The sequence below is a fragment of the Bacillus sp. FJAT-42376 genome (genome assembly GCF_003816055.1).
Classification (GTDB): domain Bacteria; phylum Bacillota; class Bacilli; order Bacillales; family Bacillaceae; genus Metabacillus_B.
The window spans coordinates 3015037-3029785 of record NZ_CP033906.1 but is presented as its reverse complement, the minus strand read 5'-3'; the positions used below and the strand labels follow the sequence as shown (position 1 = coordinate 3029785).

The window sequence follows — 14749 nt, the reverse complement described above, 5'->3', positions numbered from 1 at the left end:
GAATTGTACTGAAAGGGGGATTTTTTTTGAAAATCAAAGTAAGGAAACATGTCCGGATAAGTGATCTTGCTGCGCATTTCCAGATTGATGCTGTATTAATTGAACAGTCCAATCCGCCTCTTCCTGAATGGATACCTTCTTCATCCATAATCGATATACCCGGATATGAATGGGTCACAGCGGATGAGCCTTTCCCTGATTTATATGAACCGGATATCCCCATGACAGGGAAAGGTAAGGCGATGAAAGTTTCAGACGATATTTCATTGAGAAAGACAGAATATACTTCCTCCTGTTTCTATCGCGATATAGAAAAAATGGTTCTAAAGTACCCGTTCATTCGCACTCGTATAATTGGAAATACTATACGAAAAAAGCCTATAATAGAGATAACAATCGGAACAGGTGCCAGAACCGTTCATATGAACGCGTCCTTTCATGCAAACGAATGGATTACTTCTGCCGTCTTAATGGATTGGCTCGAACAGTATGCAAATGATCTTGTTCATGGAAAAAAAAGATACGGCCATCCTTCTCTTCAGCTTTATACTCACAACTCCCTTTCAATAGTTCCTATGGTAAATCCTGATGGGGTAGACCTCGTATTAGAAGGTCTTCCAGAAGAAGACAATCTTCGAAAGCTAGTTCTCCAATTGAATCAGCAATCTCAAGATTTTTCACAATGGAAAGCCAATATTCGAGGGGTAGATTTGAATAATCAATATCCTGCCTACTGGGAGATTGAAAAGGAAAGGAAAATTCCAAAATCTCCGGCCTCCAGAGATTATCCGGGTGATAAGCCCCTTTCCGAGCCCGAATCCATCGCGATGGCAGCATTATCACAAGAAAAAGAGTTTGACCGTCTCCTTTGTTTTCACACCCAGGGGGAAGAAATCTATTGGGGGTATCTGAATAAAGAACCGGAAGAATCTGCATTGATTGTGAAAGAATTTTCTATCCTGAGCGGCTACGCAGCGGTGCGGAATATTGACAGTCACGCAGGCTATCGGGATTGGTTTATCCATGAGCGGGGCCGGCCGGGCTATACAATTGAACTGGGATTGGGAGAGAATCCTTTGCCCCTTGATCAATACAATGACATTAGGCAAAAAGGAGAAGGAATTTTTTGGGCTGCGTTATATATGTAAGAAATGATAATGAAAGGTGAAGCAGGTATGGGGAGCGTTCGATTCTATGTAATGACAGCAGCTATGGTTCTGACAGCAGCAGCTTCGGGCTGTGTAAACGGAACACCGGCAGAGACACCGTCTGCTGAAGCTAATAGCGAGGTGCAGCATGAAAAAGGAATGAAAATAGAGACACTCGTCCCTTATCAGGCTAATGAACAGACCTTCCAGATGGTCGGGGGGTGGCTGAAAAATGATACCGTTGTGTTTGCTGAATATTCCAGGGGAGAAACGATTCTGTACTCATACAATTATACGGACGGGCAAAAAAACGAATTGTTCAAAGCAGACATAGCCATCACTCATTTCGAAACTTCCTCCAAGGGAGATTACATTCTCCTCCAGGGAAGTTCTTCTCCAAAGCAAACGGATTTGCTGCTAATTGATTCAAACGGAAAGGTCCGCTTTAAAAAGCAATTTTCCTCGCATGATCTCGCATTCTCCTGGAGCAAAACGAACTCCGACAGACTCTTTGTCACCACCTTTAATGAAGATTGGTCATACAAGACCACTATATACTATCCATTGAGCGGTTCTGAAAGGATCAGCCCGGTTGATGCCGCTTTTGCTGAGTGGAACGGGGACGATAAACTGCTTTACATGAAAGATGGCACTCAGTCATCCGGTTCCCTCCTCTATCAATACGATCTTGAACGAGGGGAGGAAAAAGTCCTTTCTGACGGGATTTTGGCTGTGTTCTCGGGAGGAAGGACGTGGATTGCGCTAAAGGGCGAAAATGGGCAGTTAGTTTATGCTGCTCATAAAGGATTGAAGAAGCAACAGTTTACAGGTTCTCTGATACCGGAAGATGCCGCAACTAATGTGCCTAAAGTGGAAATCAATCCGTCTGGGAATAGCTTCCTCTCTTTTGAGTATGACGATAAAGCACATCAGCTGAATTTAATTTCATACTCTTTAGATCAAGAGAAGAAATCCACCCTTCTAGCGGACGCAAAGAATGCTCCCATGGTGTTTTCTCCTGATGGAACGAAGATTCTTTATGGATTCCAGCTGGAAAAAATGTATAATTTAGCGACCGGAAGCCTGAAAACGCTCATCCGTTTCTAATAGGTAAGGCATATGGTATACTGAATCAAAAAGAAAGGCAGGAAAAATCATGCCAATCGCTGATGTAACGATTATTCCAATTGGAACGGACACACCGAGTGTAAGCAAGCATGTGGCCGGCATTCAAAGCATTCTCTCAGGATATAAAGAACAGGGGAAAATCGAGTATGAGCTCACTCCAATGAATACACTGATTGAAGGAGAGCTGCCAGTATTATTTGAAGTTATACAGGCTATTCATGAAGCTCCTTTTCAAGAAGGAATATCAAGAGTGGCGACCAATATACGGATTGATGACCGAAGAGATAAGAAAACGACGATGAAGGGCAAGATTGAAAGTGTCCAAAAACATATGAACCCTTCTACATAAACATAAAAATGGCTGGCCCAAATGACGGCCAGCTTTTCTTTTTTTCTTAATGATGTGTCGGAAATCCATGATGAAGCACCGTCATAACAGTGAACCAGCCAAATACACCGAAAGTGGCCAGACAAAACAGCATAGAAAGCATGTTTTTTTCCTTAAAGGCCCGGTATAATCCATATACTGCTAACAGCGAAATCAATGAAAAGATAATGACTAACCCCATTGCCAATCCCCCTTGCATCGCTTCTGGAAAAAAATGAAACAAGTTCCCTTTTAATTTTAAACGTTTTCAAAATGAATGTCGAGATAAAAATCCCTTATCATTCACCTGTGCCAAGTGGTCTAATATGATTGAAACTTTCTGCTTTTTCATGAATAATGGGGTATATAATGAGTGAATTTTAAATGACTGATGAGGTGCTTTTATGAATTGGGAACGGATTCCGCTAGGTCCGCTGCAAACGAATTGCTATATCTTAAGCAACAAAGAGAAAGAATGTATTATTTTTGATCCCGGAAGCGAAGGGATTAAATTAAACCGCCACATTCAATCCAGGGGGCTCAAGCCACTGGCTATTCTGCTCACACATGCCCATTTCGATCACATCGGGGCTGTAGACGAAGTCCGGGATAAATGGAATGTTCCTGTGTATGCTCATAAAAAGGAAAAAGACTGGCTTCCGTCTCCTGAACTGAATGGATCTCACTTTTTTCAGGCGGGCCCCATCCATGCCAGACCTGCTGATGAATATGTACAGCCTGGAAAACCGCTCGCATTTAAAGAATTTAATTTTGATGTCCTTTATACTCCGGGCCATTCACCTGGAAGTGTTTCTTATTATCATAAAGAAACGGAGTCTGTATTCAGCGGAGATGTTTTGTTTAAAGAGGGGGTAGGGCGTACAGATTTACCGGGAGGAGATCATGAACTTTTAATGAAAAGCATCCATGATCAGCTGCTGAACTTGCCTGAGAATACGATCGTTTTATCCGGACATGGCACTGAAACAACCATTCAGGATGAGATGGATCGGAATCCATTTTTAAACGGGTTTTAACGAATGGTGAACGTTATATTTAAAAACATCGAGAGAAACAAAGGATTTCTGCCCTTTGATGATTACATGGAGATGTCTTTGTACGATCCGGATGCCGGCTATTACATGTCCAGGCATCCTAAAATCGGCAAAGAAGGGGACTTTTACACAACGAGTTCTGTATCAAAATTATATGGTGTCCTTGTTGCAAGATGGTTTATAAAAAAAACAGAGACCGGGGAAATTCCTCCGGTCTTTTGTGAAGCTGGAAGCGGAACGGGGAAGTTCATCCGCGCTTTTTTAGAAGAATGGGAGAAGCAGTCTCCCGATTCGTATAAAGAAGGCAAGGTTTTTTGTATAGAAAAAAGTCCTTATCATTCTCTCCGCCTTCAGCATCTCAATGTAAGCATTCTATCCTCGCTCAGTGAGCTTCCGGACGAATTTTCAGGCGTAATCTTCTCGAACGAACTATTTGATGCGATGCCTGTAAAACTTGTGGAAATGGACAATGGACAGCCAGTGGAAATTGGCGTAGGCACGGATGATCATGGCTCGCTCGTTTTCAAACAAAAAGAAGGGAAGCAGGATTACCTGATTGCCCAGTATTTGGAATGGTCAGGGATTAAACTGCAGGAAGGTTATAGAGCGGAGGTTCCTTTAGCCATGCTGTGTATGCTCGAAGAGATGAATCACAAGATGCGCGATGCCTATGTCATTACTGCGGACTATGGCCACTTCTCTGAACAGCTGAATACGAGAAGGGAAGGAACCATCCGGGGATTTAAAAATCACACTCTTATTTCGAATCCCCTGGCTTATCCATTTGAAATGGACCTTACCTATGATATTCCTTTGGATGTTTATTTAAAAAAGACAGGAGAATTTGGGTGGCAGGATATTTCTGTACAAAAACAATCCGACTTTTTTTGGGGTAACGGCCTTTCTGACTTTCTTGAAGATACGTATGATCCGAACCCTTTTTCCGGCACAGCAAAGCAGAACCGGGCAATTAGATCTCTTCTCTCGCAGGAAGGGATGAGTGAATCATTCTACATTATGATTCATAAGAAAAGAGGCTGAAAATTCAGCCTCTTTTCTGTTCTTATCCAATTCTTCCAATGATTAATGGCCCCCTTGACCAGGAACCATCATAAATGTAGTCCAGTACGTAAAGCCAACAAAGAAAACCGTTAAATAAGCACCGAAAATATAAATGTACATGCGCTCTGATAATTTAAGATAGGATAAAAAGACAAAAAATACCGTTTGTGCAAAGAAAAGCAATGAGGTTTCTTCCATTCCCCCTAAGTAAAACATGACTGCAAAGATCCCAGTCCAGAATCCGAGCACACGAAACATCCGATCCATATGCCATTCCTCCCTTACCCCTCTAGTCCATCCTCTTTTATTATAAAGGACATTTCCTTTCATTGTAAATAAGCGTTTACATTTGTTGAAAACTTTAACACGGACCGGCGATCCAGGAAGCGTGCAGAGAGGAGAAACGAAACAAAGATTGCACTGATGATGCCTGCTGATGCGGTTGTTTCTAAAGCTGAAAAATATTTAAGAAAACCTGAAGAGAAAGACGGATCCTAAATTTAAGGCTGTCAAATTTATTTGGTGCATATTGATGTACAAAACGTGTACAACTGATGTACAATACAAATACAGAGATAAAAATACTTACTTAGCCATATATAAGCCTTTGACCATAAATAAGGAGGAATTAAAAATGAGCGATTTGACTTTTTTCACTTATCCAAGCTGTACATCATGCAGAAAAACGAAACACTGGCTGAAAGCAAACGAAGTCGACTTTGAAGAAAGACACATGTTCCGGGAAACTCCTAATGAAGAAGAGCTTAAACAAATCCTCCAGCTCACAACGGATGGAATTGATGAAATTCTGGCTACGAGAAGTCAAACGTTTAAAGAACTCGACCTGGATATTGAAGACATGAATCTTTCCTCTCTTCTCAAACTGCTTTCCGATGAACCGAAACTGCTGCGGAGACCCATTCTGACAGACGGCAAAAAGCTGGTCGTCGGCTACAATCCGCAGGCGCTCAGCAAACTGGCAAAAACCAGCCATCTTCATATGTCCGTATCATAAAAATCACCTTGCGGGTGATTTTTTTTGTTCTCTCAAAGATACAAAATAATGAGGATTCTCCATTTTTCTCTTGTTAATCGCTATTTTAAATGGTATATTATACCTATGTTGTTCTTTATAAAGAAAACAAGGGGATGGAAAGTGTGAGTGATTATAAATTTTTTCTTGAAGGCATTAATATGCAAACCATAACAACCAGCTACGATCATCCGGTTTTTGTATCAAGAGGAGCAAGCATCATTGATGCGACGAAAGAATTTGCTAAAGAGAGTAAGCTAAAGTATGCAGGACATGAATCCCTGCAGAGCGGCTATAGAATTTATTATGAAAAGTCCTCACTATTGAAAAGAAAAACCAAGACCTATATTTATTATGTTACCGAATAAAAAAGTATGAAATTTAGCCGTTTTGACAAGAAAACGGTTTTTTTTTATGTACATAATTTCATTTTCTTTAAGAATCACCTATCAAAATCAATATATCTCAAGGTGACGCATTCTTTAATTAGAGATATACTTCAAATCAATCAGGATAAAGGGGGGCAGCCAGTGCAGGAAATAGAAGCGTTGTGTTCAAACATAGTCATACAGGCAATCGAACTTCAAGCATCCGATATTCATATTGTACCGAAAGAACATTATACGGAGATTCTGTATAGAATTGATGATGATCTATTAAAGCAGCAGCAGCTGCCAAAGGAAATGTCGCAGCGGCTGATCTCGCATCTGAAATTTGCAGCCTCGATGGATATAGGGGAACGCCGGAAACCACAAAGCGGATCTCTTTCGGTCCCTTCTGGAAATCAGGAAATTCCCGTTCGCCTTTCTACTTTGCCGACCATTTATGAAGAGAGCATGGTAATCCGGCTCCTCTCTTATGAAAAAGTTCCCCTTGTTTCACGCATCTCTCTCTTTCCTTCTGCCACGAAAAAACTTCTTTCGTTCTTCTATCATTCTCATGGTCTCATGATTTTTACAGGCCCGACAGGCTCCGGCAAGACGACCACCCTTTATACACTCCTCAATCATGCCAAAAAACATTTCAACCGGAACATTATTACCCTTGAGGATCCGGTTGAAGCGAAGTATCAGGAAATGATGCAGGTTCAGGTGAATGAAAAAGCAGGAATCACCTATGCTGCTGGTTTGAGAGCCATATTAAGACACGATCCTGATATTATCATGGTAGGAGAAATAAGAGACTCGGAAACCGCTAAAATCGCTATACGCGCTGCCCTTACCGGACACCTTGTCCTTAGCACCATGCACACAAGAAATGCCGAGGGTGCCCTTTATCGCCTGCTTGAATTTGGTGTTCCGCAGGCTGAAATGGAGCAAACTCTGATTGCAGTGTCCGCTCAAAGACTGGTGGATTTAAAATGCCCATACTGTGCCGGAAAGTGCTCGCCATTCTGCAAAAAAATGAGAAAGACCCGAAAAGCAGCAGTTTTCGAACTGTTATACGGAAGAAATCTTACGGCAGCTTTTCATCAGACGAGAGGGGCAAGAGACGGGACGGACTATCCTACTTTAAAAGACGTGATAAAAAAAGGGATTGCGCTCGGCTATTTATCCCAAAATACATATCACAGATGGATCTTTTCAAATGAAGAGTAGGTGGAAAAGCCGGGAACAGGCCCTCTTTATTACCCGGTTAAACGGTCTTATTCAGAAAGGATACTCACTGGACGAAGCGATTCGCTTTTTATCTTTGCAGATAGATAAAAAGAAAAGAGCGGACCTTCAGCACTGTCTGGAAGAACTGAAAAGAGGAATTCCATTTTTTCAGATTATGCACCAGCTCAAATTTCAGCGTGATGTAGTGACGTATTTATTTTTTGCTGAGCAGCATGGAGATCTGGCTTTCTCACTGAATGAGAGTGCCGAGCTTCTGCAAAGGAAACAGGACCAGTATAAAAAAATTGAAAAAATGCTCAGATATCCCGTTCTTCTCATTTTAATTATGTTCGGTGTTTTATATATTGTTCAGCATGTAATTGCCCCGCAATTTCTCTCTGTATACGATTCCATGAATATGAAGCCTTCCTTTTTAAACACAGTCCTTTTCGGCAGTTTTCAGTTCATATCTGCCTTTGCATCAGTTCTTCCGGTCATTGCCGTTCTTTGTTCTGCCTTTTATTTTCTTTCCTTTAGAAAAATGAAACCCTCTAAACAGATGGGGCTTCTTATGAGAATTCCTTTGCTGCGTGAAGGATTAAAGCTTTTTAACAGCTATTATATCAGCCTTCAGCTTAGCAATCTGCTGAAGGGAGGCTTGTCTTATTATGAGAGCCTGCTGATCTTCAAAGAACAGAGTCTGCACCCGTTTTTCAGTGAAGAAGCAAATAGAATGATCGCCCGGTTAAAAAACGGGGAACATTTTGAAGGTCTTTTCGACGTGGTCCACTATGACCCACAGCTTCGAGAAATCGCCGCTTATGGCCAAAAGAACGGGAGGCTGCACCGGGAGCTGTATACGTACAGCCAGTATACACTCACAAGGCTGGAATCAGCACTTTCCGCAGCAGCAGCGGTCATTCAGCCAGTTATTTTCAGTGTGGTCGGGCTTATCGTTCTCCTTGTTTATCTTTCTATGATTCTCCCGATGTATCAGATGATCAATCAAATTTAGGAGGGAATTTTCATGAAAAAACAAAAAGGCTTCACCCTTATTGAAATGCTCATTGTTCTCCTTGTCATTACCATTCTTTTGCTTGTCACCATTCCTAATATCGCAAATCACAGCAGCAATATACAGAACAAAGGCTGTTCCGGCTTGCGGAATATGATTTCTGCTCAAGCTGAAGCCTACCGGATGAATAAAGAGAAGGTGCCAACCATTGCAGATTTAAAAACGGAAGGCTATATTAAATCGAACAAATGCCCGGATGGCAGTGAAGTAACATTGGATACAAACGGTGCCGTTGTTGAAGCATCGAAATAAGAAGAACGGCTTTACTCTTATTGAGGCCCTGCTCGTTCTTTCCATATTTACGGTCCTGTCGTTAACGGCTCTTCTTCATTTTCAGCCCGTACAGGAAGAGCTGTTGGCTGAACACTTTTTTGAGCAGTTTCAAAAGGATATTTTATTTGCGCAGCAGCATGCCGTGATGACGAGAATACCATGCACCCTTATTTTTAATCAGGATGAGACCGGCTATCGGATCAGACACGGAAGGGCTGCTGAAACGAAAGATCTCCTCAGCCGAAAACTTCCGGAAGGAATGAAAATCGTGATGGAGTCTTTAGGCCTGAAGGTCACCTTTCTTACGAACGGCAATATATCGGATAGCGGTACGGTAGGGATTATGTATAGAAAACAAGCGTATAGAGTGACATTTTATTTGGGGAAGGGGCGGTTTGTTGTTAAAAAAGTATAATGGCTTCTCGCTTCTTGAATCCATTGCCTCTTTTTCAATATGGTGTATGGCTGTGCTGACCCTGCTTCCGGTTATTGTCACGGTTATGCAGCAAAGGGAAAATGCACGCTTGGAGATTCAATCAATAAAATACCTGCAAAGCTATACCCGGGACAGAATGGCTGGGAAAAGCCTTGCTGAAACGGAATACATTGAAGTGGGGGGAGTTTCGTATACCATTCAAAACAAGTCTGATCAGTCCTGTTTATCCTGGAAAGACGTCCAAAGCAACGAAAGAGAATATTGCTTCCAAATTCACTGATTCGAAAGGCTTTTCATTTTTGAATATGCTGCTTTCCCTCGGGATTTTCAGCTTAATTGTGTCCTCCCTGCTTCCCCTTCTCCTTTTTTTCTACAAGTCCATTGAAGGATACAGTGATATAAGCCATCTTGAGTGGGAGTTTTTCAGTGAACAGGCAGTCAACGAACTCAAAGCTGCCGAAAATCCTGCCGTCACAGGTGAGACTCTCTCTTTCCGCAACGGACTGGGGCAGACCGTCACGTATCAGCGATATAACACCTATGTAAGAAGGCAAATCAATCATACAGGCAATGAAATTATCCTGCAGAAAGTACAAAAGGCAGAGATGAAAGCTTCTAACGGACTCATTACCATTCGTGTGATCAGTAAGAGCGGGAAATCCCGTTCAGTATCGGTCGGGTCTCTCATATATGGTCATAAATAAGCGGCCTAACGGTTTTATCTATCCATTTACTGTCATGCTGATTTTGCTATTTCTAATGACGGCCCTCCACCTGGCACAAATGCTGATCATTGAAAAAAAGTATTATGAGGATACAAAAAACTTTTATCTGCTGCAGCACCTCATTTCTACTGGTGCTTCTCAATCTTTCAAAAAAGCGGTGACAGGAGAGGAAGGGGAGCTGATCATGGAAGACACAGCTGGAACAATTCGATTTTCTATTGCTCGAGCTTCTGCTGATAGAAGAACGGTTGATCTGGAATTCAGGCTGAAAAAAGAGCCTGTTTTTCATGCTTCGTATGATTTAAACATCCGCACAATACAAATATCAAATTGGAATGAATGGTAGACTCCGTCCCCTTGTTCGATGTATGATAGAAACCATCGAATTAACGGAGTGATCTAAGTGGAATTAATTATTTTAACAGGATTTATGGGAGCGGGAAAAACAACAGCCGGGATTGAGCTTGGAAAGAAATTAAACATTCCTGTGTACGATACAGATCATCTGCTGGAAGAAAAATTCCGCATGCAGGTAAAAGAAATCTTTTCTGCATATGGAGAAGAAAGATTCCGTCTTGCTGAAACTGAAATCCTCCATGATCTGCCGAAAGCACCTGCGGTGATTACAACCGGCGGAGGCATTGTGATAAAAGAAGAAAATCGCACGCTGCTGAAAAAGCTTGGGAAGATTTTCTTTTTAAACTGTGATTTTGACGTTCTTTACGGGAGACTGGAAGAGGATACAGCCCGGCCGCTTCTGCGGGAAAAGAACAAAGACCAAATGAAAGACCTTTTTATCAGCAGAAAACCGTTCTACCTGGATGGATCCGTTCCGATTGACACAACTGGAAAACCTCCGGAAGCGGTTGCCCTTGAGATCATCTCAAGATTATAAAAAGAAACTCCTGTCCATAATAGGGACAAGGACAGGAGGGATCATGATGTCATCCAATGACTATGTGAAATATGTAACCCAGCAAGTCGTAAAATATATGGATACACCTAAAGAACAGCGGCAGCAGCAAAAAGAGATTAAAAAGGAAATGCGAACTCCTTTTTGGAGCAGGTGGTTTGGGGTGCTGCCGTTTTCGATTATGCTTTGGGTGAGGAAAAGGAAAGAGAGACGATGATTTAACGCCTGGTAATAAGAGGGCGTTTTTTTTAATACAAAAATATTAAGGCTTGATTTAATAAAAGAAAAAAGGTAAATTTCATTATGAAGAACAAAATTATATAAGACGAGCTGATTCGACGTTAAATCCGTACAAAGTTAACAAGAAAGAACGATTAAATCGTTGACATGTTCTGTATAAAGAACTAAACTGTTCATATCAGTAAAAAAAATTTTAATAAAATCGTTCTTTATTGGAAACGAAGGGGCGATTTCTTATTGAAAGGATGGCATTAGTGGAAAAGGAGATAGATTTAAAAAATTTATTCAGTGTCATAAAGCGGAGAATCTGGATTCTTGTTACTTCTGTTCTCTTATTTTCATTTGCAGGAGCAATATATAGTACGTACTTTATTACACCTGTATATGATTCCACTGCAAGGATGGTCATTAGGGATGATACTAAGTTTTTTAATACTTTAACGGAAGTAATACGGGAGCCTGTTATTATGACAAAGGTTGCAGCCGAATTAGAACTAAACAGGTCTCCTCAAAGACTGGCATCCCAAATATCTGTATCTCCGGTAGGTGAATCTCAAATTGTCCAGCTTACAGTGACGGATACAGATCCCGTTTTGGCAGCCAAAATAGCCAATTCTACGATGAAGCATTATATAGAAGAGCTGCCAAGGCTTTTAAACTTTAAAAATATTAAAATACTCACTGCTGCTACAGAGAACGTACAATCTTACAAAGAAAATCCCATTAATAAAATTATGATGGGAATGGTCATTGGTCTGGTAATCGGCATCGGTTTAATCTTCCTGTCAGACTCTCTCGATGATACGGTTCGCAATGAGTCTGAAATTGAAAAACTTGCTGGGCTTCCAGTACTCGGTACAGTATCTAAAATTAATCGGAAAACAGCCCCGCATAACAAGAATAAAAGGCTGAAGCTTTCTATAAGGGGTGAATCTGTTGTTACATATAAATAAGCGTTCTGCAACTAAAACAGATAAACACAGATTGATATCTTTTTTTAGCCCAATGTCTAAAATTGCAGACCAATATCGTTCCATCAGGACAAACATACAGCTAAATCCAGAGAGTGAAAAATTCACATCATTTATAGTTACATCGCCAGGATATAAAGAGGGAAAATCCACCACAAGTGCCAATTTAGCCATTTCATTTTCCTCTCAGGGAAAAAAAGTTCTTCTGATTGATGGCGATTCTAGAAAGCCAAGTCTGCACACAACATTTAAAATTGATAACACAGTCGGTTTAAGTGATGTACTGAGGGGCGTAAGCAGGCTTGAAGAAGCAGTTGGCAGAACAGAAATAGGCCGTATGGATATTATGACAAGCGGTGCTATAAAGTTTAATCACTCTGAATTACTGGCTTCTCCGTCTTTAAGGAATATCATTCAATATGCTGGACGGGAGTACGATTGTATCGTTATTGATGCGCCACCTATTTTAGAAACCTCTGATGTAAAGGTCATGGCAAATCAATGTGAAGGTCTTATCCTGGTAGCGAGGGCCGGCAGGACAGATCAATCAAAGCTAGTTGAAGCAAAGAAGAGATTAGAAACATTTGATACGGCCATTCTTGGAATCATTTTAAATGATTTAGGTCATTGAATTGAAATCGATTCCTTGGTTTTTTATACTCTTATCGTTCTTTAAATAGAACGATTGTTTCGGTCATGTCTCCTTGCCGTTATCTGTGGAGGCACTCGGTTACGCTGCGGGTTAATGAACCTTAGACGCCAGTCGTCATAAGTGTAATGTGAGGAGGGGTTAAATGCCCCACTTTTTAATTGAAAAACTTAGCCATAAAAGATTGCGGAGGAAATTATGGCTAAGTTTTTCAATACTTTTATAAAGGGGTGAAGCAGTTTGACTTTTCGGACAAGACTTTCAATACTCATTCTGATCGATTCCTTCATTGTGTTAACTGCTGTGTTTTTCAGCCGCTTTATTGTTTCAGCAGATATACATGTAGCAACTCTTCCAATCATCATTAGCTCTCTGGCACTTCTTATCTGCCATCATGTATTTTCTTATATATACAAGCTTTATAAAAAAGCATGGGAGTATGCGAGCATAGATGAGCTGATGATGATTATGAAAGCTGTGACATTTTCCATAATGACCGCTGGAATTGTACAGGAAGTTGCTTTTCAGGATGTGTATTTCCGGCTTCTTGCCGTAACATGGATGCTTCATATGCTATTAATTGGGGGTTCGAGATTTTGCTGGAGAATGTATAGAGATTCACTTATGAAAGCAACCAGCAATAAGAAGCGGACGCTTATTATAGGAGCAGGGTCAGCAGGTACGATGGTTGCCAGGCAGCTCAAAAACAATCGAGAAGCTGAATTGAAGCCGATCGCATTCATAGATGACAGCAAAAGAAAACAAAAGCTGGACATCATGGGTCTCCCGGTTATTGGAGGGGTCAGCCAGATTGCGGGGGCTGTTGAGAAGCTATCAATAGAAAATATTGTAATAGCCATTCCTTCGCTAAAGAAGAAAGAATTAAACAGGATTTTTTTAGAGTGTGCGAAAACCTCTGCAAAAACCAAAATATTACCGATGCTTGAAGATTTGGTCACCGGAAAAGTAGCCGTGAGTCAGTTCCGGGATGTGCAGGTGGAGGACCTATTGGGAAGAGAGCCGATACAGCTTGATATAGAAAGCATTTCTGAGTATGTACATGGAAAAACAGTCCTGGTTACAGGTGCAGGCGGATCGATAGGATCGGAGATTTGCCGCCAGATTTCTAAGTTTAATCCCAGTGTTCTAGTTCTATTAGGGCACGGAGAAAATAGCATTTACTCAATCGAAATGGAATTAAAGGCCCTTTATAGTGAGACCAGCATTCAGTTTGTTACAGAAATAGCGGAGCTTCAGGATTTCAATAAAATAAAGGAAGTAATGTCAAAACATCAACCGCATGTTGTCTATCACACGGCTGCGCACAAGCATGTTCCTCTGATGGAGCGAAATCCCGAAGAGGCAGTAAAAAATAACTTGATTGGAACAAAGAATGCTGCTGAAGCTGCAAGCTGGAGTGGGGTAGAAACATTTGTCATGGTTTCGACAGATAAGGCGGTAAATCCAACCAGCGTGATGGGCGCTACAAAAAGACTGGCAGAAATGGTCATTCAAAGTATGGATACAATAAGTCAAACACGATTTGTAGCAGTTCGTTTTGGGAATGTGCTCGGTAGCAGGGGAAGCGTTATTCCTCTTTTCAAAAAACAAATTCAAAATGGCGGGCCGGTCACGGTCACTCATCCTGATATGATTCGATATTTCATGACCATTCCAGAAGCTTCCAGATTGGTTATTCAAGCAGGAGCATTGGCAAGCGGAGGCGAAATTTTCGTATTGGATATGGGAGATCCGGTGAAAATAGTGGACCTTGCCCGAAATTTAATCATTCTGTCCGGGAATGCAGTAGAGGATATTGAAATCGAATTCACAGGTATCCGTCCAGGAGAAAAACTTTTTGAAGAGCTTCTGCAGAAAGAGGAAGTATATGAAGAACAGATCTATCCTAAAATTTATATTGGCAAAAAATCGGAACTTCTTATAGATGAAATTGATCATTTGATTACCTCTTATCCGAACATGAGTTCAGTGGAACTTAAAGAAAAGCTGTTAGAGCTTGCTAATAAACGTCCGGCAGTGAAGGAGCTTTTATCCGTTCCGGGTTAAAAAAACAGA

At 41.2% G+C, this 14749-nt stretch carries 21 protein-coding genes; 19 read left to right on the top strand and 2 right to left on the bottom strand.

The window, feature by feature from the left end; all coding sequences use genetic code 11:
* Window positions 1-26: 26 nt before the first annotated feature.
* From CEF21_RS15275 to CEF21_RS15265, 3 genes are read left to right on the top strand one after another with little or no spacing between them, the layout of a single operon-like run.
* Window positions 27-1148, top strand: a complete 1122-nt coding sequence (locus CEF21_RS15275) for a M14 family metallopeptidase (RefSeq protein ID WP_123917816.1) — start codon at window positions 27-29, stop codon at window positions 1146-1148.
* A gap of 27 nt (window positions 1149-1175) precedes the next feature.
* Window positions 1176-2255: a YqgU-like beta propeller domain-containing protein gene (locus tag CEF21_RS15270; protein ID WP_123917814.1), complete on the top strand. Its 1080-nt coding sequence runs from the start codon at window positions 1176-1178 to the stop codon at window positions 2253-2255.
* Window positions 2256-2304: 49 nt separating this feature from the next.
* A complete protein-coding gene (locus tag CEF21_RS15265) occupies window positions 2305-2625 on the top strand; it encodes an MTH1187 family thiamine-binding protein (RefSeq protein ID WP_123917812.1) in 321 nt (106 codons plus the stop codon).
* Window positions 2626-2671: 46 nt separating this feature from the next.
* Here CEF21_RS15265 and CEF21_RS15260 read toward each other — a convergent pair whose 3' ends face one another.
* Complete coding sequence (locus CEF21_RS15260; protein WP_123917810.1) at window positions 2672-2845, bottom strand: DUF2759 domain-containing protein; 174 nt, start codon at window positions 2843-2845, stop codon at window positions 2672-2674.
* A gap of 202 nt (window positions 2846-3047) precedes the next feature.
* Here CEF21_RS15260 and CEF21_RS15255 point away from each other — a divergent pair, with 202 nt between their 5' ends.
* Window positions 3048-3680: an MBL fold metallo-hydrolase gene (locus tag CEF21_RS15255; protein ID WP_123917808.1), complete on the top strand. Its 633-nt coding sequence runs from the start codon at window positions 3048-3050 to the stop codon at window positions 3678-3680.
* A 3-nt stretch (window positions 3681-3683) separates the two neighbouring features.
* Window positions 3684-4739 carry an SAM-dependent methyltransferase gene (locus tag CEF21_RS15250; RefSeq protein WP_123917806.1) on the top strand — a complete coding sequence of 352 codons (1056 nt, stop codon included), beginning with the start codon at window positions 3684-3686 and terminating at the stop codon, window positions 4737-4739.
* A 42-nt stretch (window positions 4740-4781) separates the two neighbouring features.
* Here CEF21_RS15250 and CEF21_RS15245 read toward each other — a convergent pair whose 3' ends face one another.
* Window positions 4782-5027, bottom strand: a complete 246-nt coding sequence (locus CEF21_RS15245) for a DUF2626 domain-containing protein (RefSeq protein WP_123917804.1) — start codon at window positions 5025-5027, stop codon at window positions 4782-4784.
* A gap of 367 nt (window positions 5028-5394) precedes the next feature.
* Here CEF21_RS15245 and CEF21_RS15240 point away from each other — a divergent pair, with 367 nt between their 5' ends.
* The 14 genes from CEF21_RS15240 (at window position 5395) to CEF21_RS15175 (ending at window position 14740) form a co-directional block, all read left to right on the top strand.
* Window positions 5395-5775, top strand: a complete 381-nt coding sequence (locus tag CEF21_RS15240) for a Spx/MgsR family RNA polymerase-binding regulatory protein (RefSeq protein ID WP_123917802.1) — start codon at window positions 5395-5397, stop codon at window positions 5773-5775.
* Window positions 5776-5918: 143 nt separating this feature from the next.
* Window positions 5919-6161 (top strand): hypothetical protein, encoded by a 243-nt coding sequence (locus CEF21_RS15235; protein WP_123917800.1) that lies wholly within the window; start codon window positions 5919-5921, stop codon window positions 6159-6161.
* Between the two features lie 162 nt (window positions 6162-6323).
* Complete coding sequence (gene comGA / locus CEF21_RS15230) at window positions 6324-7391, top strand: competence type IV pilus ATPase ComGA (protein ID WP_164462206.1); 1068 nt, start codon at window positions 6324-6326, stop codon at window positions 7389-7391.
* Window positions 7381-8406 carry a competence type IV pilus assembly protein ComGB gene (gene comGB / locus CEF21_RS15225; RefSeq protein WP_123917796.1) on the top strand — a complete coding sequence of 342 codons (1026 nt, stop codon included), beginning with the start codon at window positions 7381-7383 and terminating at the stop codon, window positions 8404-8406. The genes comGA and comGB overlap by 11 nt, the downstream gene beginning before the upstream one ends.
* A gap of 12 nt (window positions 8407-8418) precedes the next feature.
* Window positions 8419-8718, top strand: coding sequence for a competence type IV pilus major pilin ComGC (gene comGC, locus CEF21_RS15220; RefSeq protein ID WP_123917794.1), 300 nt, complete (start codon window positions 8419-8421; stop codon window positions 8716-8718).
* On the top strand, window positions 8702-9154 hold the full coding sequence (gene comGD, locus CEF21_RS15215; RefSeq protein ID WP_164462205.1) for a competence type IV pilus minor pilin ComGD: 453 nt from the start codon (window positions 8702-8704) through the stop codon (window positions 9152-9154). Before comGC ends, comGD begins: the two co-directional genes overlap by 17 nt.
* Window positions 9138-9455, top strand: a complete 318-nt coding sequence (locus CEF21_RS15210; RefSeq protein WP_123917790.1) for a type II secretion system protein — start codon at window positions 9138-9140, stop codon at window positions 9453-9455. The genes comGD and CEF21_RS15210 overlap by 17 nt, the downstream gene beginning before the upstream one ends.
* A complete protein-coding gene (comGF, locus tag CEF21_RS15205; protein ID WP_277423942.1) occupies window positions 9346-9879 on the top strand; it encodes a competence type IV pilus minor pilin ComGF in 534 nt (177 codons plus the stop codon). Before CEF21_RS15210 ends, comGF begins: the two co-directional genes overlap by 110 nt.
* Window positions 9866-10246: a competence type IV pilus minor pilin ComGG gene (locus CEF21_RS15200; RefSeq protein ID WP_123917786.1), complete on the top strand. Its 381-nt coding sequence runs from the start codon at window positions 9866-9868 to the stop codon at window positions 10244-10246. Before comGF ends, CEF21_RS15200 begins: the two co-directional genes overlap by 14 nt.
* Before the next feature lie 57 nt (window positions 10247-10303).
* Window positions 10304-10795 (top strand): shikimate kinase, encoded by a 492-nt coding sequence (locus CEF21_RS15195; RefSeq protein ID WP_123917784.1) that lies wholly within the window; start codon window positions 10304-10306, stop codon window positions 10793-10795.
* Between the two features lie 43 nt (window positions 10796-10838).
* Window positions 10839-11030, top strand: coding sequence for a YqzE family protein (locus CEF21_RS15190; RefSeq protein ID WP_481747594.1), 192 nt, complete (start codon window positions 10839-10841; stop codon window positions 11028-11030).
* A 277-nt stretch (window positions 11031-11307) separates the two neighbouring features.
* Window positions 11308-12006, top strand: a complete 699-nt coding sequence (locus CEF21_RS15185) for a YveK family protein (protein ID WP_164462204.1) — start codon at window positions 11308-11310, stop codon at window positions 12004-12006.
* Complete coding sequence (locus CEF21_RS15180) at window positions 11990-12655, top strand: CpsD/CapB family tyrosine-protein kinase (protein ID WP_123917780.1); 666 nt, start codon at window positions 11990-11992, stop codon at window positions 12653-12655. Before CEF21_RS15185 ends, CEF21_RS15180 begins: the two co-directional genes overlap by 17 nt.
* Window positions 12656-12913: 258 nt before the next feature.
* Window positions 12914-14740, top strand: a complete 1827-nt coding sequence (locus CEF21_RS15175) for a polysaccharide biosynthesis protein (RefSeq protein ID WP_123917778.1) — start codon at window positions 12914-12916, stop codon at window positions 14738-14740.
* Window positions 14741-14749: the final 9 nt, after the last annotated feature.

What these genes read in the sequence shown, in the direction of transcription:
- CEF21_RS15260 (WP_123917810.1), bottom strand. Translation starts at nt 2,845, where the DNA reads ATGGGGTTAGTCATTATCTTTTCATTGATTTCGCTGTTAGCAGTATAT.
- CEF21_RS15200 (WP_123917786.1), top strand. Translation starts at nt 9,866, where the DNA reads ATGGTCATAAATAAGCGGCCTAACGGTTTTATCTATCCATTTACTGTC.
- comGB (WP_123917796.1), top strand. Translation starts at nt 7,381, where the DNA reads ATGAAGAGTAGGTGGAAAAGCCGGGAACAGGCCCTCTTTATTACCCGG.
- CEF21_RS15265 (WP_123917812.1), top strand. Translation starts at nt 2,305, where the DNA reads ATGCCAATCGCTGATGTAACGATTATTCCAATTGGAACGGACACACCG.
- CEF21_RS15255 (WP_123917808.1), top strand. Translation starts at nt 3,048, where the DNA reads ATGAATTGGGAACGGATTCCGCTAGGTCCGCTGCAAACGAATTGCTAT.
- CEF21_RS15190 (WP_481747594.1), top strand. Translation starts at nt 10,839, where the DNA reads ATGATGTCATCCAATGACTATGTGAAATATGTAACCCAGCAAGTCGTA.
- comGC (WP_123917794.1), top strand. Translation starts at nt 8,419, where the DNA reads ATGAAAAAACAAAAAGGCTTCACCCTTATTGAAATGCTCATTGTTCTC.
- CEF21_RS15245 (WP_123917804.1), bottom strand. Translation starts at nt 5,027, where the DNA reads ATGGATCGGATGTTTCGTGTGCTCGGATTCTGGACTGGGATCTTTGCA.
- CEF21_RS15270 (WP_123917814.1), top strand. Translation starts at nt 1,176, where the DNA reads ATGGGGAGCGTTCGATTCTATGTAATGACAGCAGCTATGGTTCTGACA.
- CEF21_RS15250 (WP_123917806.1), top strand. Translation starts at nt 3,684, where the DNA reads ATGGTGAACGTTATATTTAAAAACATCGAGAGAAACAAAGGATTTCTG.
- CEF21_RS15240 (WP_123917802.1), top strand. Translation starts at nt 5,395, where the DNA reads ATGAGCGATTTGACTTTTTTCACTTATCCAAGCTGTACATCATGCAGA.